Annotated in this window: 23 protein-coding genes; 6 read left to right on the forward strand and 17 right to left on the reverse strand. The window is 48.9% G+C overall.

Annotated features, from left to right (window positions below):
* Positions 1–12: 12 nt before the first annotated feature.
* Positions 13–741 (reverse strand): LytTR family transcriptional regulator DNA-binding domain-containing protein, encoded by a 729-nt coding sequence (locus Q0577_RS11930; RefSeq protein WP_298736485.1) that lies wholly within the window; start codon positions 739–741, stop codon positions 13–15.
* Positions 742–808: 67 nt separating this feature from the next.
* Entirely contained in the window at positions 809–1852 is a 1044-nt protein-coding gene (locus tag Q0577_RS11935) for a histidine kinase (RefSeq protein ID WP_298736488.1), read from the reverse strand.
* Between the two features lie 184 nt (positions 1853–2036).
* Between Q0577_RS11935 and dxs the strand changes: the two genes are divergently transcribed.
* The 3 genes from dxs (at position 2037) to Q0577_RS11950 (ending at position 6377) form a co-directional block, all read left to right on the forward strand.
* The gene (gene dxs / locus Q0577_RS11940) at positions 2037–3965 is read left to right on the forward strand and encodes a 1-deoxy-D-xylulose-5-phosphate synthase (RefSeq protein WP_298736491.1); all 1929 of its coding nucleotides are present in this window, start codon (positions 2037–2039) and stop codon (positions 3963–3965) included.
* A 96-nt stretch (positions 3966–4061) separates the two neighbouring features.
* Complete coding sequence (locus tag Q0577_RS11945) at positions 4062–5123, forward strand: ferredoxin--NADP reductase (protein ID WP_298736494.1); 1062 nt, start codon at positions 4062–4064, stop codon at positions 5121–5123.
* Between the two features lie 102 nt (positions 5124–5225).
* Positions 5226–6377: a PAS domain-containing protein gene (locus Q0577_RS11950; protein ID WP_298736498.1), complete on the forward strand. Its 1152-nt coding sequence runs from the start codon at positions 5226–5228 to the stop codon at positions 6375–6377.
* Between the two features lie 83 nt (positions 6378–6460).
* Here the strand turns inward: Q0577_RS11950 and Q0577_RS11955 are convergent, their stop codons facing one another.
* From Q0577_RS11955 to Q0577_RS12000, 10 genes are all read right to left on the reverse strand, one after another.
* Positions 6461–6832, reverse strand: a complete 372-nt coding sequence (locus Q0577_RS11955) for a hypothetical protein (RefSeq protein ID WP_298736500.1) — start codon at positions 6830–6832, stop codon at positions 6461–6463.
* Between the two features lie 115 nt (positions 6833–6947).
* On the reverse strand, positions 6948–7667 hold the full coding sequence (locus Q0577_RS11960; protein ID WP_298736502.1) for an HAD family hydrolase: 720 nt from the start codon (positions 7665–7667) through the stop codon (positions 6948–6950).
* 116 nt (positions 7668–7783) lie between these two features.
* Positions 7784–8194 carry an OsmC family protein gene (locus Q0577_RS11965; RefSeq protein WP_298736504.1) on the reverse strand — a complete coding sequence of 137 codons (411 nt, stop codon included), beginning with the start codon at positions 8192–8194 and terminating at the stop codon, positions 7784–7786.
* 302 nt (positions 8195–8496) lie between these two features.
* The gene (locus tag Q0577_RS11970) at positions 8497–9021 is read right to left on the reverse strand and encodes a YceI family protein (protein WP_298736506.1); all 525 of its coding nucleotides are present in this window, start codon (positions 9019–9021) and stop codon (positions 8497–8499) included.
* Between the two features lie 41 nt (positions 9022–9062).
* Positions 9063–9944 (reverse strand): pirin family protein, encoded by an 882-nt coding sequence (locus Q0577_RS11975; RefSeq protein WP_298736509.1) that lies wholly within the window; start codon positions 9942–9944, stop codon positions 9063–9065.
* A gap of 313 nt (positions 9945–10257) precedes the next feature.
* Complete coding sequence (locus tag Q0577_RS11980; RefSeq protein ID WP_298736511.1) at positions 10258–11175, reverse strand: helix-turn-helix domain-containing protein; 918 nt, start codon at positions 11173–11175, stop codon at positions 10258–10260.
* On the reverse strand, positions 11175–11963 hold the full coding sequence (locus tag Q0577_RS11985; RefSeq protein ID WP_298736514.1) for a segregation/condensation protein A: 789 nt from the start codon (positions 11961–11963) through the stop codon (positions 11175–11177). Before Q0577_RS11985 ends, Q0577_RS11980 begins: the two co-directional genes overlap by 1 nt.
* Positions 11964–12036: 73 nt before the next feature.
* On the reverse strand, positions 12037–12984 hold the full coding sequence (locus tag Q0577_RS11990; protein WP_298736516.1) for a DUF3078 domain-containing protein: 948 nt from the start codon (positions 12982–12984) through the stop codon (positions 12037–12039).
* A gap of 85 nt (positions 12985–13069) precedes the next feature.
* The gene (mscL, locus tag Q0577_RS11995; RefSeq protein WP_298736518.1) at positions 13070–13501 is read right to left on the reverse strand and encodes a large conductance mechanosensitive channel protein MscL; all 432 of its coding nucleotides are present in this window, start codon (positions 13499–13501) and stop codon (positions 13070–13072) included.
* 75 nt (positions 13502–13576) lie between these two features.
* Positions 13577–14323: a PPK2 family polyphosphate kinase gene (locus Q0577_RS12000; protein ID WP_298736521.1), complete on the reverse strand. Its 747-nt coding sequence runs from the start codon at positions 14321–14323 to the stop codon at positions 13577–13579.
* An 84-nt stretch (positions 14324–14407) separates the two neighbouring features.
* Between Q0577_RS12000 and Q0577_RS12005 the strand changes: the two genes are divergently transcribed.
* Positions 14408–15274 (forward strand): DMT family transporter, encoded by an 867-nt coding sequence (locus tag Q0577_RS12005; protein ID WP_298736524.1) that lies wholly within the window; start codon positions 14408–14410, stop codon positions 15272–15274.
* A gap of 85 nt (positions 15275–15359) precedes the next feature.
* On the opposite strand, the gene frr is transcribed toward Q0577_RS12005, so the two are convergent.
* Positions 15360–15923: a ribosome recycling factor gene (gene frr, locus Q0577_RS12010; protein WP_298736526.1), complete on the reverse strand. Its 564-nt coding sequence runs from the start codon at positions 15921–15923 to the stop codon at positions 15360–15362.
* 188 nt (positions 15924–16111) lie between these two features.
* Entirely contained in the window at positions 16112–17308 is a 1197-nt protein-coding gene (locus Q0577_RS12015; protein ID WP_298736529.1) for a glycosyltransferase family 4 protein, read from the reverse strand.
* Between the two features lie 183 nt (positions 17309–17491).
* Between Q0577_RS12015 and Q0577_RS12020 the strand changes: the two genes are divergently transcribed.
* On the forward strand, positions 17492–18331 hold the full coding sequence (locus Q0577_RS12020) for a transketolase (protein WP_298736532.1): 840 nt from the start codon (positions 17492–17494) through the stop codon (positions 18329–18331).
* Positions 18332–18502: 171 nt separating this feature from the next.
* Here the strand turns inward: Q0577_RS12020 and Q0577_RS12025 are convergent, their stop codons facing one another.
* Positions 18503–19720 carry an FtsX-like permease family protein gene (locus Q0577_RS12025; RefSeq protein ID WP_298736535.1) on the reverse strand — a complete coding sequence of 406 codons (1218 nt, stop codon included), beginning with the start codon at positions 19718–19720 and terminating at the stop codon, positions 18503–18505.
* A gap of 101 nt (positions 19721–19821) precedes the next feature.
* The gene (gene rbfA / locus Q0577_RS12030) at positions 19822–20196 is read right to left on the reverse strand and encodes a 30S ribosome-binding factor RbfA (RefSeq protein WP_298736538.1); all 375 of its coding nucleotides are present in this window, start codon (positions 20194–20196) and stop codon (positions 19822–19824) included.
* A gap of 911 nt (positions 20197–21107) precedes the next feature.
* Here rbfA and Q0577_RS12035 point away from each other — a divergent pair.
* Positions 21108–22655 (forward strand): glycosyltransferase, encoded by a 1548-nt coding sequence (locus Q0577_RS12035; RefSeq protein WP_298736541.1) that lies wholly within the window; start codon positions 21108–21110, stop codon positions 22653–22655.
* Positions 22656–22883: 228 nt separating this feature from the next.
* Here the strand turns inward: Q0577_RS12035 and Q0577_RS12040 are convergent, their stop codons facing one another.
* A complete protein-coding gene (locus tag Q0577_RS12040) occupies positions 22884–23507 on the reverse strand; it encodes a TraR/DksA C4-type zinc finger protein (RefSeq protein ID WP_298736543.1) in 624 nt (207 codons plus the stop codon).
* Positions 23508–23517 lie beyond the last annotated feature (10 nt).

The raw sequence follows: 23517 nt of genomic DNA on the forward strand, positions 1-23517 counted from the left end.
TAACAGCTTTATTCACAGGCTCATCATCTCTTTGAACTTTACCGCCTGCCTGCGGCTTACCTCTATCTTCTCCCCGCCACGCATTTCCAGCAATAATCCACCGTTAAAGTAGGTATCGATCTTCTCGATCATGCGCAGGTTTACAATATGTTTACGGTTGGCCCTGAAGAAAGTACGCTCGTCCAGGCGTTCTTCCAGCGCGTTCAATGATTTCAGTATGAGCGGTTTATTATTCTCGAAATACACCCGGGCATAGTTGCCCACGCTCTCAAAAAGGCGTATTTCCTGCAGCTTTACGAACCAGCAGCGGTCTCCGTCCTTTACAAATACCTGGTCGTTCTCAGAAAGGATGGTGCGTATGCCTCCCGCGGCCGCCTGCCGCTCCTTCTCCTCCTGCTGGTGCAGCTTATGGATAGCGTCTGCCAGCCGTTTAGGTTCGATGGGTTTCAACAGGTAGTCCAGTGCGTTGTACTCAAACGCTTTAAGGGCATGTTCGTCATAAGCCGTAGTGAATATCACCTGCGGCGTTCTTTCCAGTTCTGCCAGCAGATCAAACCCGGTTTTGTCGGGCATCTGGATGTCCAGGAAAAGCAGGTCGGGATGCAATGTCTCGATCTTTTCAAGTCCATCTTTGGCATTTACCGCTTCTCCCACCACTACGATCTCCGGGTGATCGGCCAGTAATTTCTTTAGTTCGCTTCTGGCCAGGCGTTCATCATCAATTATTAGCGCTTTTTTCATCTGAAACTATTTGTTTGGTTGATGACAGTGGTTTTAGCCAACAGTTAACAGCCGGCAGCTAAAAGCCCTATATCAGCGGCATCAGCACTTTTGCCTCTACCGTTTCTTCATTTTTGTTATAGATCTCAAAAGAGGCCCGGCTCCCAAACAGCAGGCTCAGTCGCTGCCGGGTGCTCTGCAGGCCGAAACCCTGGCCGTTACCGGGTTCCACGATCTGTATCTGGCCGGTGTTCTCGATCGTCAGCTCATGCTGCATCTGCCGCAGGTGAGAGCTGATACGCACTACCCCTCCGTTCACCATCCGGGAAATGCCGTGCTTGATCGCATTTTCCACCAGGGTTTGCAACATCAGCGGCGGTACCGGCAGCTCCAGCGTGTCCGGGTCAATATCATACTGCACCTTGAGCCGCTCTTCAAAGCGGATGTTTTCCAGCGCCAGATAGTCTTTTACAATATTTAACTCATTTTCCAGGCTAACTGTTTCAACTTTTTCCACCTGCATGGAGCTGCGCAGGATATTAGACAGTTCCGTAATGGCCGTACGCGCCCGCTGCGGATTCTCATCTACCAGGGCTCTGATGCTGTTCAGCGCATTAAATATAAAATGCGGGTTCAGCTGCGATTTGATGGTCTTCAGCTCCAGCTCCTTTACCGTACTTTCCAGCTTCAGCTTGTCTACCTGGGTGTTCCGGCTCCTGTCTACATAGTGCCAGATAAAGTAGATCAGCCACCAGATAGTGGTGATCAGGCAGTTAGACAACAGGCTTCTGAATACCTCCTGTCCGGAAAACGCTTTACGATGGTCCGGCTCCCGGAATAAATTGCTCACCGAAGTGGCGCCCAGTGACATCAGTACCCCGGATCCAACAATCAATGCAAAGAATAACAGTACCTGCTTCTCAAAACTATATTGAAACCAGTTTTGCCGGTTAATTACGTTCCGCAGCAAATGAGTGGACAAGAGCCCGAACGACATCAATATGATGATATTGACTAAGAAGGGGGATTCTACTTTCCCGTTATAAGAATAAGCAAAGAATATATTGATCACAAAATACGCCATCCACCCCAGTACCTGGCACCACCAATATTTTGATATGTGTTTAAACATCAATCTGAAATTAGTAAACTGTCGCTTTATTTCAAAAATACCATTCAGCACTACCCACCTGAAAGTAAATGTTATCAAAGGGCAGAAGTGGGGATGTGTGGACGTAAATTCCAAAGCGCGGAGAACTGTTTTTAACCTATTTTTGCCTTATATTTATAACAAACCCTGATCCGGTATTATAACTATGAACATTACTCCCGGTCCTTTGCTGGGCCAGATACAATACCCCGCCGACTTGCGGAAATTAAGCAAGGAACAGCTTCACCAGGTGTGCGATGAGCTACGCCAGTACATCATAGATGTGGTAAGCGTGCATGGTGGCCATTTCGGCGCCAGCCTGGGTGTGGTAGAGCTGACAACCGCCCTGCATTATGTGTTCAATACGCCATATGACCAGCTGGTATGGGATGTAGGCCACCAGGCTTACGGCCATAAGATACTGACCGGGCGCCGGGAGGTGTTCCATACCAACCGTAAATACAAAGGCATCAGCGGTTTCCCCAAACGCGATGAAAGCCCTTACGATACCTTCGGAGTAGGGCACTCTTCCACCTCCATTTCCGCCGCCCTGGGCATGGCCATTGCCTCCCAGCTGAAAGGCGAGCAGGACCGTCAGCACATCGCCGTAATCGGAGACGGGGCCATGACAGCCGGTATGGCTTTCGAAGCCCTTAACCACGCAGGCGTGTCCAATGCCAACGTGCTTATCATCCTGAACGATAACTGCATGTCCATAGATCCGAATGTGGGCGCGCTGAAAGAGTATTTAACAGACATTACCACCTCCCATACATATAACAAATTACGCGATGATGTATGGCACCTGCTGGGAAAGCTGCCGGTAGGCAAACGCTTTACCCGGGAGATGGCTTCCAAGCTGGAAGCCAGCCTCAAAGGCATGGTGTCCAGTTCCAGTAACCTGTTCGAATCTTTCAGCCTGCGTTATTTCGGCCCTATTGATGGTCATAATATCACCAAACTGGTAGATACCCTGCAGGACCTGAAAGACATTCCGGGGCCAAAACTGCTGCATATCGTTACCACCAAAGGAAAAGGATATGCGCTCGCAGAACAGGACCAGACCCTCTGGCACGCTCCCGGCCTGTTCGACAAGATCACCGGCGAGATCTTTAAAAAGCCGGTAACCACGCCGCAACCACCCAAATACCAGGACGTTTTCGGACATACCATCATTGAACTGGCAGAGCAGAATGACAAGATCATGGGTATCACCCCTGCCATGCCATCCGGCTCCTCCCTGAAATTCATGATGGAAAAGATGCCCGATCGGGCAATTGATGTAGGCATTTGCGAACAGCACGCGGTAACCCTCTCCGCCGGACTGGCCACACAGGGTATGCGGGTGTTCTGCAATATCTACTCTTCTTTCATGCAAAGGGCTTATGACCAGGTAGTACATGATGTAGCCATCCAACACCTGCCGGTGGTCTTCTGCCTGGATCGCGCCGGACTGGTGGGCGACGATGGCCCTACCCATCACGGAGCTTACGATATTGCCTATATGCGCAGCATTCCCAACATGATCGTCAGCGCTCCCATGAACGAGGAAGAGCTGCGTAACCTCATGTACACGGCACAGCTGCCATCCAATACATCACCATTTACCATCCGCTATCCCCGCGGCCAGGGTGTAATGCCCGACTGGCGCCAGCCTTTCCGCGAGATCAAAATAGGCACCGGCCGCAAGATCCGCGACGGAAAAGACGTGGCCATCCTCTCCATCGGTCATCCCGGCAACTTTGTAACAGAAGCCTGCAAAGAACTGCTGGCAGACGGTTTACAGCCTGCCCATTACGATATGCGTTTTGTTAAACCACTGGATATCGCGATGCTGCACGAAGTGTTCAGCAGGTTCAATAAGGTGATCACCGTAGAAGATGCTGCCCTGCCAGGAGGCTTTGGCAGCGCCATACTTGAATTCATGGCCATGAATGGCTACCATGCCGAAGTGAGGATGCTGGGTATACCGGACCGTATCGTAGAGCATGGCAAACCGGAAGAGCTGCACCGCGAATGCGGCTACGACGCAGCCGCCATTGCCGCTAAAGTAAGGGAAATGCTCAAGAGCAAGATTACTGTAATAACTGAATAGACGGAAAAATTCCAAATCCCAGTTCCCAAATTCCAACCGGCGGGATCTTCACGTTTTGGAATCCGGGATCTGGAATTTGGAATTTTGAACTTACAAATGCCGGATCTTTATCTTCATTTACGTATCACGGAAATCATCAAAGAAACGCCGGACGCCTTCACTTACCGCCTGGAAAACACCCATCCAGGTGCTATTGTCTACCAGGCAGGACAATTCCTCACTTTTCTTGTTACCCTGCACGGCACCACCTACCGCCGCTCTTATTCTTTAAGCTCTACGCCGGGCATCGATCCCTTTCTGTCTGTCACCATCCGCGAAAAGGAGAATGGGGAAATCTCCCGGTACATCCTGCGCCATTGGCAGAAGGGCGATGTAGTCACCAGCCTGCTGCCCAGCGGGCGCTTTACCCTTGGCACCCTGGGCCAGCGCCCCCGTGATATTTTCCTGATAGCCGCCGGCAGCGGTATCACGCCTGTTTTTTCCCTGCTGAAACATATGCTCTACCGCGAACCATCGGCCAGGGTTACCCTTGTATACAGCACCACTTCCCCGGAACGGACCATTTTCCTCAAACAGCTGCAGGCGCTGGAAGCTAAATTCAGCGCTCAGCTTCGTATCATCTATCTGTTCAGCAGGCAGCTGCCAGAGGATAGTCCAGGTTTTACCCGCCGGCTCAGCAACACCTCCCTGGAACCGCTGGTAAATGAGTACCTTACCTACAACAGATCAGAGGCGCAATTCTTTACCTGCGGGCCACCGGAGTACATGCGCATGGTTTTACTGACCCTTACCTTCATGGGTTTTGCAGAAGAGCAGCTGCACAAGGAGAACTTTGTGGTAAATACCGCCGTAAAGGTGGAAAAAGCCGGACGGCCGCAGGATACTGCTCCCAAAGACATAACGCTGCAGGTAGGTGGCCGGTCCTATCGTATTACCGTACCCGGGGATCAGCACATTCTTGACAGCGCGCTGCAGCAGGGCGTAATGCTGCCCTACAGCTGTAAAGGCGGCGTTTGCGGATCCTGCACGGCCCGTTGTACCGAAGGTAAAGTATGGATGCCCGTGAATGAAGTACTGACAGATAAAGAGCTGGCCCAGGGCTTTATTCTCACCTGTGTAAGCTACCCCGTCAGCGAACATGTCCGTATAGAGTTATAGATCCCGGAACCAGTAGGGCATGCTATGGACAGTTGACCATGGACTGTCTACTTTTTTTTGTTCTTCCCTTTTTTATCGGTAAATTTTGATAAAAATGCTGCCATGCGTTATACCCCTTTCCGGCTGGCAATCGCGTGTTTTGCTGGTATTATCCTATGGTTGTCTGTTCTGTTCCTGATCAACCGGATACTCCCGGGGCCTGTGTGGCTCTCCTACGGCCTGTTTGCCTTACTCAGCACAGCGCTCTTATTCTACTGCCTTTACCGCTACCGTTTCGTACTGCAATACTTCCGCGTGTTTGACAATCACCCCATTCCCATGTGGATATACGAATACGGCACACTTCGTTTCCTGGCCGTGAACCGCGCAGCGATAGAAAAATATGGTTATACCAAAAAGGAATTTCTCTCACTAACGCTGAAGGACATACGCGATCCGAAAGAAATCGCCAGAATGATGGAAAGCGTACGGCAGAACCGCCCGGATGCCCAATACCGCGGCTTATGGAAGCATCGGAAAAAAGACGGCACTGATTTTTATGTAGACCTCTACGGGCATGATGGTTATTACCTTGGAAAGCGTACCCGCATTGTCATGGCGGTGGATGTTGATGCACAGGTTAAGGAAAGTATTGAAGCACATGAACTGTCAAAGCGATACAACCTTATCACCAAAGCCACGAACGATGCTATTTTTGACTGGGACCTGGCCACTGATAAAGTTATCTGGAACCATGGGCTTTATTCCTTGTTCGGCTACACGCCGCAAACAGGCGCTACAATGGACTGGTGGCTGGCGCAGGTACATCCGGACGATAAAGATCACGTAACCTCCGCCTTTGAAGCAACACTGCGGGGGCCTGATGATTATTACGAGGCACAATACCGCCTGCTTTGCGCCGGCGGCACGTATAAATCTGTACTGACAAGGGCTTACATTATCCGAGAGAACGGCATTGCCCTCCGTATGGTAGGATTGCTGCAGGATATAGATCACATCGTTGAAAAGAAACAGATCATTCAACGTCTCCGCGAACAAAATGAAGGCCTGCGTGAGATCGCCCGCATCAACTCTCACGAAGTAAGACGGCCATTGGCATCCATACTGGGCATTACACAGCTTTTTGATAAAAGCCACCAGGATATGTCGCTCAATAACCAGCTCATCGACTGGCTGCACGACAGTACATCACAACTGGACGAAATTATCCACAAGGTGGAAGAAAAGGTGAGGGAAATAGAGAAAAGCAATTAGCCACTGGCTTTCAGCCCTTAGCCCTGCTGCGTTATAAGCATATAGCTATACACTGCTAACGGCGAAAAGCCAGTTGCCGGCAGCTATTTAATAAATTCCGCGAACTCATGTTTCAGTTCACCGTACAACTTCTGAAAAGTTTCCATACGGTCGTGTAAGGTGGTGACATCGTCTACAGGACGGTCATCGTGAACAATAGCAAGTACGCCATTATTCATTAATTTCTTTGCAGATTGTTTAAGGTCATGGAACAGCTCATCTGCTACTTCCATCTGGCAAATGAACTGGTTCTGAAAATGCTCCACATGAACAAGCATATCAGCATCTGTTTTCCGGTGTGCCATCTGTTCTAACCTGCCGCGCATTTCCCGTATTTCCCGCCGTGCATTGTCTACACTGGTTTTCCAGGAATTGATCTGCTGCTGCAGGTCTGATTGCTGTGTTGGAATTTCCATGGTGTATTGATTTTTTTGTAGCAGTTAAATGATGAATGAACATAGATTGGAGTGCTCATCATTTCCAGTCGCTATCAGTCAATATCCATTGTATATAGTGAAAGCCATTTCTAAGTTACGATCTTTTTTCCTTTCCCGACGTGAACCAGGAAATACCTTCCATAATACCCGCAGCACCAGGTTTTTCTGACTGCAGCACATGGCTGAATGGAAGGGTATACTGCAGCAAAGCTGCTTCCGCAAGCCCTACTACCACCCCTTTCAACCCGGTATCATATAATGACCGGTCGTTCATGGTATCGCCGGCTACCAGCACCTCATCTGCCGGGTAGCCCAGCAGTTCCAGCAGCTGTATCAGGGTGCTGCCTTTATTGACCCCGGCGGGAAGTATATCCAGGTATTTCCCGGCAGACTGCAGCACATCGCAACCCAGCCCGATGGCAATGGCCGAGGCCACATCAACAGGAGTAGTAGCATCATAATAAAAGGAACAGCGCCTTTGCTGGGGCACGTCCTGGTAACGTAATCCAGCCACCTGCTCCAGTTGTGCCCTTACCATAGCGGCGCCGGGCCATTTCTCCTCAATAGCCGCCTGCAGGGGTTGCACAGGCTCCAGGCTGCTGCCGCTTACCACTGTAGCCCCCACATCACAGATAATATAATCCGGTAAAGGCATCTGCGGGTCTTCCAGTAAAGGCTGCACATTGGCCAGCCCTCTTCCTGTAACAAATACCAGGCTTACATCCGTTTGCTGTTTCAGCCAGCTGTATAACTGCGCTTTATCTTCCGGGCTGCCGCCCAGGAATGTACCGTCAAGATCCGTTGCTAATAACATGCGTTTGTTTTTTTCTTCCTAGCTGCTGCAAATATATTATACCGCTCCAGGTAATACCCTGTTACCAGTCCATATATTTATTATATTCATCTGTTTCGGGTATTTCTTTCAGACTTTTAATTTATGGTTGCCGCTACAGTAATGTTTGTGTTCATCAACTTGGAGATCGGGCAATTGGCTTTGGCGTCTTCCACCAGCTCAATGAACTTATCTTTGTCCAGGCCCGGTACGGTGGCTGTTACTACCAGGTGACTGCTGCTAACCGCCCCGTTCTCCAGCGTAACAGTTGCCCTGGTATCTATATTACCCGGCGTAAACCCGGCACCGGAGATCAGGAAGCTTAGCTTCATTGTAAAACAGCCTGCATGCGCTGCCGCTACCAGTTCTTCCGGGTTAGTACCTGTGCCGCTTTCAAAGCGGCTGCTGTAAGAGTAAGGAGTATGGTTCAGTACGCCTGTTTCTGTTGTAAGTGTGCCTTTGCCTTCTTTACCTGTGCCTTGCCAGTTAGCAGATGCGGAACGTTTCATTGTTACATTTTTTTTGAGGTGAGTAATAAATCAGAATTAAGTTAATAAAAAAACCGCCCCGGTTATAACCGGGACGGTTTTTACTTTTCGCCTGACAATTGATCCCTCAGCTTCTTTTCCTCTTATAACGTTTCATTTATACCTTACTGTTTACGCCCTGCCATCTGCACATTTCAATTATCAGGGTCAACCCCACGTTGTTCCACTTATGCTTACTACTGTTACTGTTCTATGAATCCTTTGCTATTCCTATGTAAATCCTAAACCTATGTTTAACCTAACACTTAATCGCGTGCTTACTGCTATTGTTTCACCACTTCTACTGCTGCCAGCAGCTTCACTTCATCACCCAGCACCAGGCCGCCATTGTCGGTGGTAGCGTGGAAAGACAGTCCGAATTCTTTACGATTGATCTTACCGCTCAGTTCAAAACCCGCTTTCACCTGTCCCCAGGGGTCTTTAGTTATACCGCCATACTCAACAGACAGTTCAACTGGTTTGGTAGTATCGCGGATGGTCAGATCGCCGGTCACTTTATAATTTGATTCATCAATTTTCTTCACTTCTTTTGATACAAAGCGCACTTTAGGATACTGTGCAGCATCAAAGAAATCGGGCGCTTTCAGGTGCTGATCGCGGTCTGCATTCTTGGTGCTGATGCTGTCTACATCTGCTTCGAACGAAATGTTTGCGCCAGTAAAATCATCGTTGGCAGATTCCACTGTACCTTCAAAATTTGCAAAACCACCGGTTACCGTAGAGATCATCAGGTGTTTCACTTTAAATTGTACTTCGCTGTGTGCAGGATCAATTTTCCAGGTTGCCATTGTGTGTGTGTTTTTAGTCAGTTTATTTAAAAAGTTATTAGCTATTTCAGATGTCCCATTTTCCCGGCGTTGTAATCATCGATGGCCGTTATGATATCCTGTTCTGTGTTCATCAGGAAGGGCCCGTAGGCAAAGATGGGCTCATCGATCGGCTCACCATTCAATACCAGCAGTGTGGCATCTGTGATCGCCGTAATGCTGATCTCTTCTCCCGCGGTATCAAACAGGGCCATCTCTGCTGCCTTCGCCGCATGTGTTTCATTGTAGTTTACGGAACCTTTCAGTGTCACAATACCAGTGCTGTAATTTTCAGGTAAGCTCAGCGTTACGCTGTCCCCGGCTTTCAACTGAATATCATACAGGTTGATGGGTGTAAACGTACTGGCTGGGCCCGGGTGGCCGTTAAAGCTGCCTGCTATTACACGCAGTCCGCTGTGCTGGCCAACCGGCACTACCGGTATTGTATCTTTTGAAAGTTCCTGGTAGCGGGGAGCAGTCATCTTATGCACCCGTGGAAGGTTTACCCACAGCTGCACCGCTTCCAGGGTACCACCCTGCCGGGCAAATTCCGTTTCATGTTTCTCTTCATGTACTACGCCCGATCCCGCTGTCATCCATTGTACATCTCCCGGGTACAACTTTCCGTAGTTCCCCGCGGAGTCGCGGTGCTCCAGTGCACCCTGGTAAAGGATGGTCACTGTTTCAAAGCCGCGGTGCGGATGCTCATCCACGCCCCTGGGTTTATCGCTGGGAGGAAAATAGGCCGGCGCCCCGTAATCCATTAAAAAGAAGGGGCTGATCCGTTTTCCCAACCTGTTCCCGTTAGGAAATATGTTCTGCACCCTAAAGCCATCACCCACCATATGTGGCGCCGGAGCCTTATATATATTGCTTACATTTTTTATCGTCTTCGTCGTTATCATATCAACCTCCTGAATACACCACAAAATTATACGTTGCAACAAATGTTGTAAATGGATAAAATGCTGCAAGTGGTGTACTTTTTTCGGGGGATTAAAAGTCTGGGCGTCTGAAGGTTTGAACGTTTGGGGGTTTGAACGTTTGAGGGTTTGAACGTTTGAAAGTTTGTGGGTTTGAGGGTTTGAAGAGTTCCTATCCCGGTGAGGATGAGATTGAAGTAACTGTTATTTACTAACCAGGCATTAATAACGCGCTCAACGCATCATTCCGAACGTTTTGCCGTACTGAAATTCTGCATTTCAAACGTTCAATTGTTCAGATTTCCAGTCTCAGGCCTTCCGTTTTCCCGGTTCTGGCGCTTTCCCTGAACTCAGAGGGAGACTGCTGGGTGTATTTCTTAAAAAAGCGGCTGAAATAGTGAGGATCTTCAAAGCCCAGTTTATAGGCTATTTCCTTAGCGGTAAGGTCTGTATTGTAGAGGTAGCGCTGTGCTTCCAGTATTACGCGGTTGCGGATATGTTCTCCCGCCGTAATGCCGGATAGCTGTTTGCTGATCTCGTTCAGCAGCACGGGTTTGATGTGCATACGGGCGGCATAGTCGGAAACGGTCTTCAGCTGGAGGAACTGTTCTTCTATCAGGTTCTTGAAATGCAGGAACAGGGAGCTGTTATGCGCGGCAAACTGTTCCGGTACGGCCGCCATGCTGGCGCCTTTGATACGAAAGGCCAGTACCAGGAAATAGCGCAGCAGGCTATGCAGCGCTGTTTCATAGCCGGCTTCCTTTTCATGCAGCTCACGCAGCATACGCTGTACGATCAGCTCAAATTCGGCTTCCTGCTCCTGGTCCAGGGTGATCACGCTGCTGAACTGGTTGTTGATAAAAAGGTCTGTCTGGATGCCCGCCATCCCTGCGGCCTCCTGCAAACACATAAAGGCATCGGGAAAAGCGATCATATACCCGTCTACCTTCTTGCTGAAATGCATTTTGTGCACCTGCCGCGGAGCCAGGAAAAAGAGCGTGTTCTTTTCCACCACATGGGTCACCGTATCGATGGTATGTGTCAGTTCTCCTTTTTTGATCCAGTAAATGGTATAGAATTCATGGCGATGGGGCGCTTCGGTATGGGCAAAGAAATCAGGCCCCAGTGAGCAGAGTGTTGAAACTACAAAAGAAGTATCCGCCTGTGCGTAAACAGGCAGCGAAAGTATTTCTATTTCTTGTTTGTCTGCCATCAGTCTTTCTCAAAAGTACCAGCAACTTCTTCTTCCCTGTCTGCAGGATCGATATACTCGATGATAAAGTTGTTCCTGCCTTCGCCCACCATAATGCCCATGTATTTCTGCTGCACCAGTTCCAGCATGCTGAGGAACAGGAAGATGGCATGGATACGGTCTTTACAATGGTCGAAGATCTTTTCAAAGGCCAGTGTTTTCTCTGTCCGGGCAAGATCCAGCATAAACTCGCGGGAGCCTTCCATGGTATAGTCATACTTATATACCACGTGCTGGGGTTTATTATCGCGCTCCTTGATACGCTGCATCACCTTTTCAAAGGTTTTGGTCAGCTTGAAGAGCGTTAGCGTCTGTACTTCGGTGCCTTCACTGGTTATTTCGCCGATCTCTGCCAGTTCCTTCGCTATGTTACCACGTTTGATCTGCAGCATGCGCTCGGCCTCTTTCTCGGCCAGTTCTGCGGCTGCCTGTTTATAGCGTTTATATTCCAGGATCTTGTCTACCAGTTCCAGGCGCGGGTCTATTTCGTTGCCCTGCTCATCCAGCTCTTTGCGCGGCAGGAGCGTTTTGGCCTTGATACGCATCAGGGTGGCTACAAACAAAATGAATTCGCTGGCCAGTTCAATGTTCAGCGATTTCATGTGGTGAATGTAGTCCAGGAAATCCTGTGTGATCTTGCTGATCGGGATATTGTAAATATCCAGTTCATCCCTTTCGATAAAGAACAGGAGCAGGTCAAAAGGCCCTTCGAACTGGGGAAGTTTTATTTTATAGCTGTTATCGCTCACCTTAATGCTTTTTTGATAAATTCCGGGCCTGTAGGGATACGGACACCGGAATTTATCAAAAATAACGAAATTTCTAGAACCGTGCCGAGAATCCTACGCCGATCACCTGCTTAACCTGCAGCCGTGGCCCTTTTACCCCTGTTTTCTCGTTCACGAACTCTTTTACGTCGTCATCATAGATCAGGTCTACGTTCAGGTTGGCGGTGATATACTTGTTCACCTTGAGCATCAGCGCATTGGTCATGAAGATATCTATATTCTGGGGATTGTGGCGATAGTCAGAGAACAGGTCCAGCCGCGACTTCAGGATCACGTTCGTCATGATCTCCTTGTTATAGTTCACGGATACATAGGCGCCCACCTGCAGCAATACATGCTTACCGGTATCTACGCCATAGGCGCCCTGTGAGGCAAGCATATCGTCCATCACAAACACCCAACGGGTAGAGATGGGGGTCATGAATACAGACAGTGCGTCATTCGGCTTGTAGTCAAAACCGGGAGCCAGCAGCAGGTAAGCCGGCGAAAAGAAACGGGAGGTAAGCCTTGGTGGAACGCTGTCGTACAGGTAACCGTTGGTGAACTGGGTACGCAGGTTGGTGAGTACACTGGCGTACCAGTGATCTCCAATGTTATAGCCGTATTTACTGGTAAAATCTATGCGGTCGTCGCTTTTGCGGGCGCCCAGGCTGGTGGTGCGTACATAGCCATAAGCGAGATCCAGCACATTATCCCAGGTATGGCGGCCTTCCCGGTAGGCCAGGTAGCCTGTAAAGGTAGATGCAATGGAAAAGGAGAATTTGTCGCCACCCGCAGCCCAGTTGGATAATGTTCCCTGGTTGATGTTCACATTGAAGATGCCGCCTTTTCTCCAGCGTATCCTGGTAGTATCCTCCTGTACCAGTTTAAATTTCTGGTCGATCAGGTCTTCCCGTTCTTTTCTCCACTCCTGGGCATTTGCCAGGGAAATACCCGTTACAAAAAAGCATAGCAGCAGCGCGGGTTTAAGTAATGTTTTCATATAAGGTGAATTCAATGATAATGCAATAGTTTCCTCTATTCCCCGTATAGAGAAATAGCGCCTGCCAACAATCTGGAAGTAGGTATTATTTTGTTTTGAGTAAGTCGCGTATTTCCATCAGCAGCTTCTCCTGTGCGGTAGGTTCCGGAGGGCCTGCAGGAGCTGCTTCTCTCTTGCGGATGAGCCGGTTCATGAATTTTACCAGCAGAAAAATACAGAAAGCGATAATGATGAAATCGATCACGCTTTGTAAGAATGCCCCATATGCCAGTACAGGTGCGCCCGCTTCTTTGGCCTGGGCGAGAGAGGTAAAGCCCGAGCCCTTGCTGCTGTTCAGCAGAATGTACTGGTCTGAAAAGTTCACGCCGCCGGTAAATAGCCCAATAACAGGCATCAATACATTTTCTACCAGCGCTGTAACGATCTTTCCGAATGCTCCTCCAATGATCACGCCCACAGCCAGATCCATTACATTGCCTTTCATGGCGAATTCTTTAAATTCCTTCAAGAACGACATATGGATGGGTTTTATGGTTACTGTTTCAGGTGCGAAAATAACAATTCTTGCCGAACTCCTTCAGTATTAATCGTTTTACCGCTTAAGCATGGGGTATTTCATCTTGAGTCCTTTCAGTGTATCCCTGACCGTTTTAGCGATAATGTGCTCTTTATACCAGTTACTGTCTGAAGGTACAATGATCCACGGAATATGGCTGCATTCCTCCAGCACGTCTTCATATGCTTTACGGTACTGCTTCCACAGCCTGGCTTCTTCTATATCTTTCTCATTATACTTCCACATCTTGCGGGGGTCTTCTGTGCGTTCTTCCAGCCGCTGCTGCTGCTCTTCCTGCGATATATGGAGATAGAACTTCAGTATCTGCGTATTGTTATGCGCTGCCAGCAGCCTTTCAAAGTCATTGATGGCCTTCATCCGCTTATAGGCTGTATCATCATCTATCCAGTTGTGCACCCGCTGTATCAGCACATCTTCATAATGCGAGCGGTTAAATACCTGTATCATTCCTTTGGCAGGTGCATGCTGATGTATACGCCAGAGAAAATCATGATCCAGTTCTTCTTCGGTTGGGGCTTTAAAGGCCTGTGCGCGCACCCCCAGGGGACTAAGCTTACCAAGCACATTCCTGATCGCACCATCTTTCCCGCTGGCGTCCATGCCCTGCAAAACCACCAGTACTGAATTCTTATGCTGGGCATACAGCAGGTTCTGAAGTTCGTCCAGCTCTTCCAGCAGTTGATCCGTGGCTTTCTTGACAGTATCTTTATCCAGCTTTTTGGGTGGTGTGGTTGGAATGTCCGACAGTTTGATCTTAGCCATGAGAAGCGGAGATTTGCATTATACTAAAGATAACAAATAAGTTCAACTATCCCTTACCTTTGTGCCTTCAACCAAAACACCGTCTTGAATAAACGTATCACTCACTGGAGTATCTTTCTCCTGCTTTCCCTTACCTGGGGCAGCTCTTTTATTTTGATGAAGATCGGGATGGAGGGACTGCAGTCTTACCAGGTGGCCAGCGTCAGGCTGGTGGCCGCCGGACTCACCCTGCTGCCTTTCTTTTTTAAGTACATCCGGGAAACGCCGCTGAACAAACTGCCTTACATACTATTGTCAGGTTTGTTAGGCAATGGTATCCCGGCCTTTCTGTTCTGCCTGGCCGAAACACGTATTGACAGCGCGCTGGCGGGAATCCTTAACTCCTTTACACCGCTGATGGCGCTGATAGCGGGCACGCTGATCTTCAAAAGTCCCTTTGAAAAACGGCAGCTTACAGGTATCTGTGTAGGACTGGCCGGGGTGGTTGGCCTCTTTGTGGCCAAAGGGGTAAATGCGGGTTACTGGTACTATGGCTTTTATGTGCTGCTGGCTACTGTATGCTATGGTGTAAATATTGCCCTGGTGCATCATTACCTGAAGGGATTCTCTTCCATACAACTCAGTTCTATTGCGCTCGCTTTCTGCGCCGTACTGGCCTTACCGGTATTGATAGGCAGTCAATTCTTTCCCCTGTTTGCAGGGCAGAACGCACCGTGGACATCGCTGGCGGCCAGCGCTACGCTGGGCATCTTTGGCAGCGGTATCGCCACGGTATTGTTCTATATCCTGATACAAAGGGCAGGATCTGTATTTGCTTCTATGGTCACTTATGCTCTGCCTGTAGTGGCAATAGGATGGGGACTGCTGGCTGGTGAAGATGTTACCTGGTTACAGGTGGTTTTCATGGGCGTAATATTAGCCGGCGTATACATGGTGCATAGAAAAAGCTGAACGCTAAATGCAGAACGCTGAACGCAATGCCATCTTACCGGCATCATGTTGTTCAGCGTTCTGCTTTCCGCATTCAGCGTTCAGCTTAAATAGCCATGATCTCTTTCTCCTTGGTAGCAAGATGTTTATCTACCAGGGTAATATATTTATCGGTCAGCTGTTGTACATCAGCTTCCGCATCTTTCGCAGTGTCTTCACTTAAGCCGTCTTTCTGCAGCCGTTTGATAGCTTCAATGGCATCCCGGCGGATGTTGCGTACGCCTACCTTCGCATGTTCGCCTTCTGCTGCAGCGCGTTTCACCAGTTCCTTACGGCGTTCTTCAGTTAAAGGAGGCAGGAATAAACGGATCATCTGTCCGTCGTTCTGGGGATTGATACCGATGTTGGCAGCGATGATCGCCCTTTCAATAGGCTGGATCATATTCTTTTCCCAGGGTTGAATGGTAAGGGTGCGGGCGTCTGCTACGCTTACATTGGCTACCTGGTTAAGGGGGGTGGGAGCTCCATAGTAGTCTACGGTAATACCGTCCAGTATCTGGGGGTTGGCTTTACCTGCCCTGATCTTGGTAAGTTCCACTTCCAGGTGCTTGATTGCCTTTTCCATCGACTCTGTAGCATCATCCATTATTAGCGTAAGGTCATCTTGCATAACAAAAAATAGTTAAGTGCCTGCAAACCTACAGGTTTTCTTTTAATCATCAAAGATGCCTGTAAACAGTTTGAGGTTTGAAGTGTAAAGTTTGAGGTTCGTTGAATGTTAGAAGTGTAGGACGTGTACCCTGACCGCTAACTTTTAACGAACCTCAAACTTTACACTTCAAACCTCAAACCTGCGATTTATTTGTCCTGTAACATCCCTTCGGGATTTACGCGCAGTATCTTTGGTTTTGTTACCACTGCATCACCGGCTGCCGGGGTAGCATTGGCGGCCGTATTAACACTGGCAGCAACAGCTGCAGCGGGCATAGTGGCCTGACGCATCGGCACCAGGCGGGGAGTTTTCCTGGCCTTCCTGGCAAAGTAAAGTGTAACGGTGCCTCCCAATGCAGCGCCAACGATCAGCAGCATCAGGTAATTAGGCCCGATATCCTGCAGGGAAAAGGCAGCCACTATGAAAATGATATTGGAAACAACCGCTACAAAAGTGGTTTGTTTATGATTAAGCTTCAGATCCAGCAGGTAGTGATGAATGTGGTTACGGTCTGCGGAGAATGGAGATCTGCCTCTTAACATACGGATGGCAAATACCCGCAGTGTATCGAATAAAGGTATGATCAGTATTGCAAACGCAACAGCCGGTACTGCATTCACCGGCATCCGGGAAGCCGGGTTACCGGCTACTTCGATGAACTTTACCACCAGGATGGCATTTACCAGGCCTACCAGCAAAGACCCCGTATCACCCATAAAAATACGGGCGGGAGAAATGTTATAGATCAGGAACGCCGCCAGGCCGCCTGCCAGGCCAAAGCCCAGTACGGCATACAGCACTTCGCCTGCATACAGGAAGTAAGTGCCCAGCACACAGGTCACCAGCATACCAATGCTGCCGGCCAGTCCGTCTACCCCGTCTATCAGGTTAAAAGCGTTGATAATCACCAGGAAGGTAAAGTAAGTAAGCAGCAGGCCAAAATGCTGGGGTAAAGCCTCAATGCCCAGGAAACCGTACATACTGACGATCTGCAGGTTGCCCAGGTATATCACTGCAAAAGAGGCCATCAGCTGGCCGATCAATTTCTTTAAGGGAGAAAGCCCTACAATGTCGTCCTTCAGCCCCACCATAAAAATCACGAAGAAGGCGGCCACCATGTACTGAAAGGGGGAATTGGCAAAGGATGGTACGCAGATAGCGGCTGCCATCACAAAACCCGAGAAGAACCCAATACCGCCCAGGGTGGGAATATTGGATTTATGCGATTTTCGTTCATCTGGTTCGTCGTACAAATGTTTTAATTCCGCTACCTTGATCAGGGCTGGAATTGCAAAATAGGTCACAACAAAACTCAGGACGCTAGCAATTAATACATTCTCCATCAGTAGGGGGGTTAGGATACAAGATTATACAAAGATATTAATTTCAATTGAATGAATATCAGCAAAATTCAAAAACTAAAAAACTTGTCACCCGAACACCTGCTTTAGTGAAAAGTTTGTGGAACTCTCTACTATTCTTTGCAAATATCTCTTAGTTTTGTGACTTACAAAAAAGCAACTATCATGCCACAGCTGAATGAAATAGCTACACAGATCAGAAGGGATATTGTTCGCATGGTGCATGCCGTTCAAAGCGGCCACCCTGGCGGTTCTCTGGGCTGCGCCGATTACTTTACGGCACTGTTCTTCAAGGTAATGCAGCACAACCCTCAGCCTTTTGATATGGATGCCCGTAATGAAGATGTGTTCGTGCTCTCAAACGGACATATCTCTCCGGTGTACTACAGCGCGTTGGCCAGATCAGGGTACTTCCCCACTTCGGAGCTGACCACCTTCCGTAAGATCAACTCCCGCCTCCAGGGCCATCCTACCACGCATGAGCACCTGCCTGGCATCAGGGTTGCCACCGGTTCCCTGGGACAGGGCATGAGCGTAGCCATCGGCGCCGCACTGACCAAAAAGCTGAATGGCGACAAACACCTGGTGTTCTCCCTGCACGGCGATGGTGAACTGGAAGAAGGACAGGTATGGGAAGCCATCATGTTTGCCCCCCACCATAAAGTGGATAACCTGATCATTACGGTTGACTGGAACGGCCAGCAGATCGATGGCCCCACTGAACAGGTAGGCGGCCTCGGAGACCTTGAGCCAAAGTTCGCAGCCTTCGGCTGGAAAGTACTCCACATGAACGGAAACGACCTGGACGATGTAGTGGCTACCCTCGAAAAGGCTAAAAGCCTCACCGGTAAAGGCCAACCCATTGCCATCCTGATGAAAACAGTAATGGGTAAAGGCGTTGACTTCATGGAAGGTCATCACGAATGGCACGGTATTGCCCCCAGCGATGAACAACTGGCGAAGGCGCTGGCACAATTGCCCGAAACCTCAATGGGAGACTATTAAGAACAGCTTTCGGCTATTGGCTTTTAAGCTGTTAGCCAAAAAATAAAAAGCGTTCAGTCAGAAGGTGCTGTGCAGACAGCGTTTCTTCTGACTGAACGCTTATTTTGTTTTATAAACTCCTTTTGCAGGATGAGCTGCTGTTGACAGCCGCCGCAACAGGATATGAATAAATTAACTTCCTACCGCCAGGGCTTCTTTTGTCGCCTGCTTAGCAGGGTACCAGCTGGCCGCTACCCCTATCACGATAATGGTGACGCTTACCAGCACAAAATCCATTGGGTTCATGATCACCGGGTAGGCGTCTACCAGGAATGATGATCCCTCCAGCCTGATCAGGCCAAACTGCTGCTGCAGCACACACACCAGGATACCGATCCCGAACCCCAGCCCGGCGCCAATGCCCGCTATGATCAGGCCCTCTGCCAGGAAAATCCGCAGGATTAACCCATTACGCGCCCCCATGGCCTTCAGGATGGAAATATCCTTCCTTTTCTCAATCACCAGCATTGACAGGGAACCGATCATATTGAATGCAGCTATTACCAGTATGAAGCTCATGATCACATATACGGCCCATTTTTCCGTTTGCATAATGGCATATAAAGCCTGGTTCTGCTCGTAACGGGTCTGCACCTTGAACCCTTTGCCCAGCAAAGCCTCCAGCCGGCCTTTCAGCGCTATTTCATTAGCGCCCGGCGCGGCGGCAATTTCCAGTGCAGACATTTCTCCCTCCGGCAGCTCCAGCAGCCGGCGCATAAAATCTATGTGGGTAATAACGTATTTGCTGTTGAACTCCTGCTGAATGGCAAATGCGCCGGCAGGAAAAAGATAACCGCTGTTCAGCGCCTCATTGGGTAACAGGCTGCCTGCCGCGCGGCGCGGCACGTATACGTCCAGCGGAACCAGGCTCCGCTCCACATCTATGCCCAGCGCGGCCTCCAGCTCTATACCCATTACCCCCCGGTAGGCATTTTCATCGCCTATATCAAAACGGCCCCGTACCACCTTGTTCTTTACACCGGCCACCTCATTGTAGTGGGTGTCTACCCCTTTCAGCACAGCAATGGTCTTCTCCTCACCGAAGCGGAGCACCGCTTTTTCTTCTACTACCTCGGAATAATGGGCCACCCCGGGCGTAGCGGCAATCTGCTGCAGCTGCGCTGCGCTGAGGACAATGGTCTTGCCACTTGCCGGACTTACCTTTACGGAAGGATAAAAAGAAGAGTACAGGGATTTTACCAATCCTTCAAAGCCATTGAATACGCTGAGGATAACGATCAATGCGCCGGATCCAACGGCAATAGCCGCTACGCTCACCCATGCAATGATGTTGATTGCGTTGGTAGATTTCTTGGCCCAGAAGTAACGGGAAGCAAATTGCCAAACCATATATTAAAATTCCAGATTCCAGATTCCAAATCCCAAAATCCAAGTTTTAAATTCCAAAATGCTCTTCGCTGTTTGGAATTTGGATTTTCGATTTTGGAATTTTATTTATTCTCTTTTCCGGCATCATCGTCCCGGATCTTCTTGAACAGTTCTTCCATCCGAAACACATAGTCCAGCGTATCGTCCAGGAAATAGGAAAGCTCCGGTACGCGGCGCAATTGCTTGCCCACCCGTAATCCCAGCTCCTTACGGATCTCCCAGTTACGATCTTTTATCTGGTTCAGCATGGCTGCTGTATCTTTTATCTGGAACATACTCAGGTATACCCTGGCCTCCAGCAGGTCTGGCGTGACACGAACAGTAGAAATGGAGATCATTCCCCCCTCTGTTACGTTGTATCCCATCCGTTGAAAGATGTCGCTCAGCTCCTTCTGTATCAGCTGCCCTACTTGTTTTTGCCGTTTACTTTCCTGCATTGGTGTAATGGTTTAATGCCTCCGTAACTAATTTATAGTACCCTGCGCACTTTATCTGACAAAGCAAAGATACGTTATGGATGTTTAATGCTAAGTGCTAAACGCAGTAAACATACTCAGCCTTATGCATGCTGTATTTAGCAGGCTGCGTCAAAAGGCAGCAGTTCGTCAATTATAGTTATTAATACCAATATAACTAAAACTAATCACTTCCTGCCTTTAAATGGATCTATGAGTATATAATTACCGGATACCTTCGCAGCAAGTGTGTTTGCCATGCTGACGGCACATGATAACGTTTCCGCCTGTTGCAAGATACTCCGCGTTTTTACTGCCATAAGAAAAAAGCGTATAACGTCTTTGCATATACGATGTACAACAGCTGGTACTCCGGATGCGTTTCTAACACCCTTTATAGCGCTACATACGCGCCCAGGAAATGATCTGCTCCCGGCGCCTTACCTTCCTTTTGACAGTACATGTGCCCAGCCATGTATTCATGGCAGACTACCATTTTGTCACAATTAACAGATCAAAAAATTTGTTGCAGACATGTACGTAAAACACAGTATACCCGCTGTATAATTCAGATCATTTATTATGAAAGTGATCTCCGGTGAGAGGCCATCTCCCGCGTATCAACTTACTGTGGTGTCAGGGGGTTCCAGTGCCCGTTATTCAGAAAGAAAAACATGTCGCCGCGCTGCGTCATCCCTTTTCCCGGCGGCTCTATTGTGGCCAATATATGCAGACCCGGTGCGTCCTTCACAGCGGGATAAAAACCTGAAAATAGAATAAAAATCATTTTTCTCCAATTGGCCTTATTTTTGGGGCGTTGTACCGGCGTGCTATGCCATCCCGGAAACCTTTTTCGGACGTATTTTATCACTATAAACCAACAAGCGTTTCCCATGATTTCAATCGTTATCCCGGTTTTAAATGAAGGAGCTACCATCAAACAGGTTATTAAAACGGTAAAGAAAACATCACGCAAGGCAGAGATCATTGTAGTAGACGATAACAGCCGTGATAACACGGTAGAGGAGGCGATGAAAGAAGGCGCTCGCGTCATCACCAGCAGCCAGCGCGGAAAAGGCATCTCAATGCGCGAAGGATTGATGGCTGCTAAATATGATATTGTAATGTATATCGATGGTGATATTCTCACCTATCCTGAAAATATTGTGGAACTGCTCACCGATCCGATCGCCAACGATGAGGCAGATTTTGTGAAGTCTTATTTCGAAAGGCAGGCTGGCCGTGTTACACAGCTGGTGGCCAAACCGCTCTTAAGCATCCTCTTTCCCGACCTGGCACATTTCCAGCAACCGCTCAGTGGTATGATCGCTGCACGTAAATCATTCCTGCAGCGTGTACAGTTTGAAAATGATTACGGCGTGGATATCGGATTGCTTATAGATATGCACGTACTCGGTGCACGTATAACGGAAGCGAACATCGGAAGAATAGAAAATGCCATGCAGTCATGGGAACAGCTCAGCAAAATGTCACGTGAAGTATCCCGCACTATCCTTCATAAAGCAGAGAATATGAAGATCCCACAGGAAAACCTCGAAACACTGGGTAATATCAATATTATCCGTGAACAGATGGAATACTCCATCCTGGAATCTATCGACAAAATGCAGAAGATGGTCATCTTTAACCTGGATGAAGCCATCTTTACTCGCAACTATATAGAACTGGCCGCCGAAGCATTTGACTGCGAAGTATCGCTGGCGCAGATCCACGAACATCATGCAGACCCGGTCACCATCCTCGAACATACCGCCGCACTGTTCCGCGACAGGAACCTGGTAGAACTGCTGGAAGTGGCAGACGCCATTCCCGTAGTGCCCGATATCAAAACAGTGGTATTGGAGCTGAAGAAAAGAGGATACGCCTGCGGACTCATTACAGACGGCTTTGAATGCGTAGGCCGCCATATCAAGAATAAACTCGGCATGGACTTCGTATTCGCCAACCGCCTGCACCTGTTTGACAGCGTGGCCACCGGCGAGATCACCATCCCGGAATATTTCCTGCAGCAGCCCGAAAGCGAAAGCTCAGACTCCATTCCCAAATACAGCAAGAACAATATCCTGGAGTATATTAAGCACAAGTACCATGTGATGCCGCAGAACGTGATCTACGTTGGCAGCGGCGCAGACGGTTCCAACCTGCTGCACGCCTCCGGTGTTGGGGTGGTGTTCGACTCCCAGAAACCTGAGATCCAGAAGATAGCCGACAAACTGATCACCGGGCCCTACCTCTCTCCCCTGCTGGAAATAGCCCAGGCAGGACCCGAAAAATTCCGGCTCAAACTTCCCGCCATCAGTAAAAAACAGGCAAAACGCATCGGCATCGGCAGCCTGGTTGTGCTTGCTTCAGCGGGCCTGGTGTATCTTGCTGCCAGGCAGCTTAACCGCAAAAACAAGGATGCAACAATTAATAATTAATAATAAAGATCATTTGGCGGGGTCATGTCAGGAACACTGATGGTCTTTTTCAGAAGTGGATGTGATGATCTCATAAGCTAACAGCGGATGACTTCACATCTAACGGCCTGATGATCCTCACTGAGTAATCAGCCCCGACCCTCCGTCATTCATCCTACCTCGTCCAAAAGCAAAGGGAGAAGTGTCATTTCAAACACTTCTCCCTTTATTATTAGTTTATTAATTGCCTTACTTGCTTTTAGCCAACTTTGCCTCAATACTAAGTGTGGCGTGCGGCACAGCTCTTAAGCGGGCCTTATCGATCAGTTTGCCGGTTACGCGGCAAATACCGTATGTCTTGTTTTCGATGCGCACCAGGGCTTTTTCCAGGTGATCAATGAACTGGATCTGACGGCTGGCCATCTGGTTCAGCTGTTCCCTTTCCTGGGAGCCGCTGCCATCTTCCATGCTCATATATTTGTTCTCTGTATCATCGGTACCGGCTTCATCCTTGCGGGTGATCAGGCCCTGGAGATATACGAGCTCTTTCTTGGCTGCTTCCAGCTTTTTATTGATCAGCTCCCTGAATTCCTGCAGATCGGCATCGCTGTAACGATACACCGGGCCAGTGGGGGCATCCGGCTGATCCAGTACTGATTTGGTGAATTCAGGCTGGTAAGATACCAGCGTGGTGGCTGCTTTCACGTTCCTGTTGGTACCGGGCTTTTCAGTTTTTTCAACTTTAGCGGCAGCTGCGGGCTTTTCGGCTTTTTCAATTTTTTCCGCTTTTTCCACTTTCTCCACTTTAGCGGCTTTCTCCGCTGCTGCTTTCTTGCCGGTTTCTTTTTCTTTATCTGATTTCTTTACTGGCATTATAACTTCT

The sequence above is a fragment of the uncultured Chitinophaga sp. genome (genome assembly GCF_937898475.1).
Classification (GTDB): Bacteria; Bacteroidota; Bacteroidia; order Chitinophagales; family Chitinophagaceae; genus Chitinophaga.

Coding starts and splice junctions, on each gene's coding strand:
- Q0577_RS11930 (WP_298736485.1), bottom strand. CDS start 741: ATGAAAAAAGCGCTAATAATTGATGATGAACGCCTGGCCAGAAGCGAA.
- Q0577_RS11935 (WP_298736488.1), bottom strand. CDS start 1,852: ATGTTTAAACACATATCAAAATATTGGTGGTGCCAGGTACTGGGGTGG.
- dxs (WP_298736491.1), top strand. CDS start 2,037: ATGAACATTACTCCCGGTCCTTTGCTGGGCCAGATACAATACCCCGCC.
- Q0577_RS11945 (WP_298736494.1), top strand. CDS start 4,062: ATGCCGGATCTTTATCTTCATTTACGTATCACGGAAATCATCAAAGAA.
- Q0577_RS11950 (WP_298736498.1), top strand. CDS start 5,226: ATGCGTTATACCCCTTTCCGGCTGGCAATCGCGTGTTTTGCTGGTATT.
- Q0577_RS11955 (WP_298736500.1), bottom strand. CDS start 6,832: ATGGAAATTCCAACACAGCAATCAGACCTGCAGCAGCAGATCAATTCC.
- Q0577_RS11960 (WP_298736502.1), bottom strand. CDS start 7,667: ATGTTATTAGCAACGGATCTTGACGGTACATTCCTGGGCGGCAGCCCG.
- Q0577_RS11965 (WP_298736504.1), bottom strand. CDS start 8,194: ATGAAACGTTCCGCATCTGCTAACTGGCAAGGCACAGGTAAAGAAGGC.
- Q0577_RS11970 (WP_298736506.1), bottom strand. CDS start 9,021: ATGGCAACCTGGAAAATTGATCCTGCACACAGCGAAGTACAATTTAAA.
- Q0577_RS11975 (WP_298736509.1), bottom strand. CDS start 9,944: ATGATAACGACGAAGACGATAAAAAATGTAAGCAATATATATAAGGCT.
- Q0577_RS11980 (WP_298736511.1), bottom strand. CDS start 11,175: ATGGCAGACAAACAAGAAATAGAAATACTTTCGCTGCCTGTTTACGCA.
- Q0577_RS11990 (WP_298736516.1), bottom strand. CDS start 12,984: ATGAAAACATTACTTAAACCCGCGCTGCTGCTATGCTTTTTTGTAACG.
- mscL (WP_298736518.1), bottom strand. CDS start 13,501: ATGTCGTTCTTGAAGGAATTTAAAGAATTCGCCATGAAAGGCAATGTA.
- Q0577_RS12000 (WP_298736521.1), bottom strand. CDS start 14,323: ATGGCTAAGATCAAACTGTCGGACATTCCAACCACACCACCCAAAAAG.
- frr (WP_298736526.1), bottom strand. CDS start 15,923: ATGCAAGATGACCTTACGCTAATAATGGATGATGCTACAGAGTCGATG.
- Q0577_RS12015 (WP_298736529.1), bottom strand. CDS start 17,308: ATGGAGAATGTATTAATTGCTAGCGTCCTGAGTTTTGTTGTGACCTAT.
- Q0577_RS12020 (WP_298736532.1), top strand. CDS start 17,492: ATGCCACAGCTGAATGAAATAGCTACACAGATCAGAAGGGATATTGTT.
- Q0577_RS12025 (WP_298736535.1), bottom strand. CDS start 19,720: ATGGTTTGGCAATTTGCTTCCCGTTACTTCTGGGCCAAGAAATCTACC.
- rbfA (WP_298736538.1), bottom strand. CDS start 20,196: ATGCAGGAAAGTAAACGGCAAAAACAAGTAGGGCAGCTGATACAGAAG.
- Q0577_RS12035 (WP_298736541.1), top strand. CDS start 21,108: ATGATTTCAATCGTTATCCCGGTTTTAAATGAAGGAGCTACCATCAAA.
- Q0577_RS12040 (WP_298736543.1), bottom strand. CDS start 23,507: ATGCCAGTAAAGAAATCAGATAAAGAAAAAGAAACCGGCAAGAAAGCA.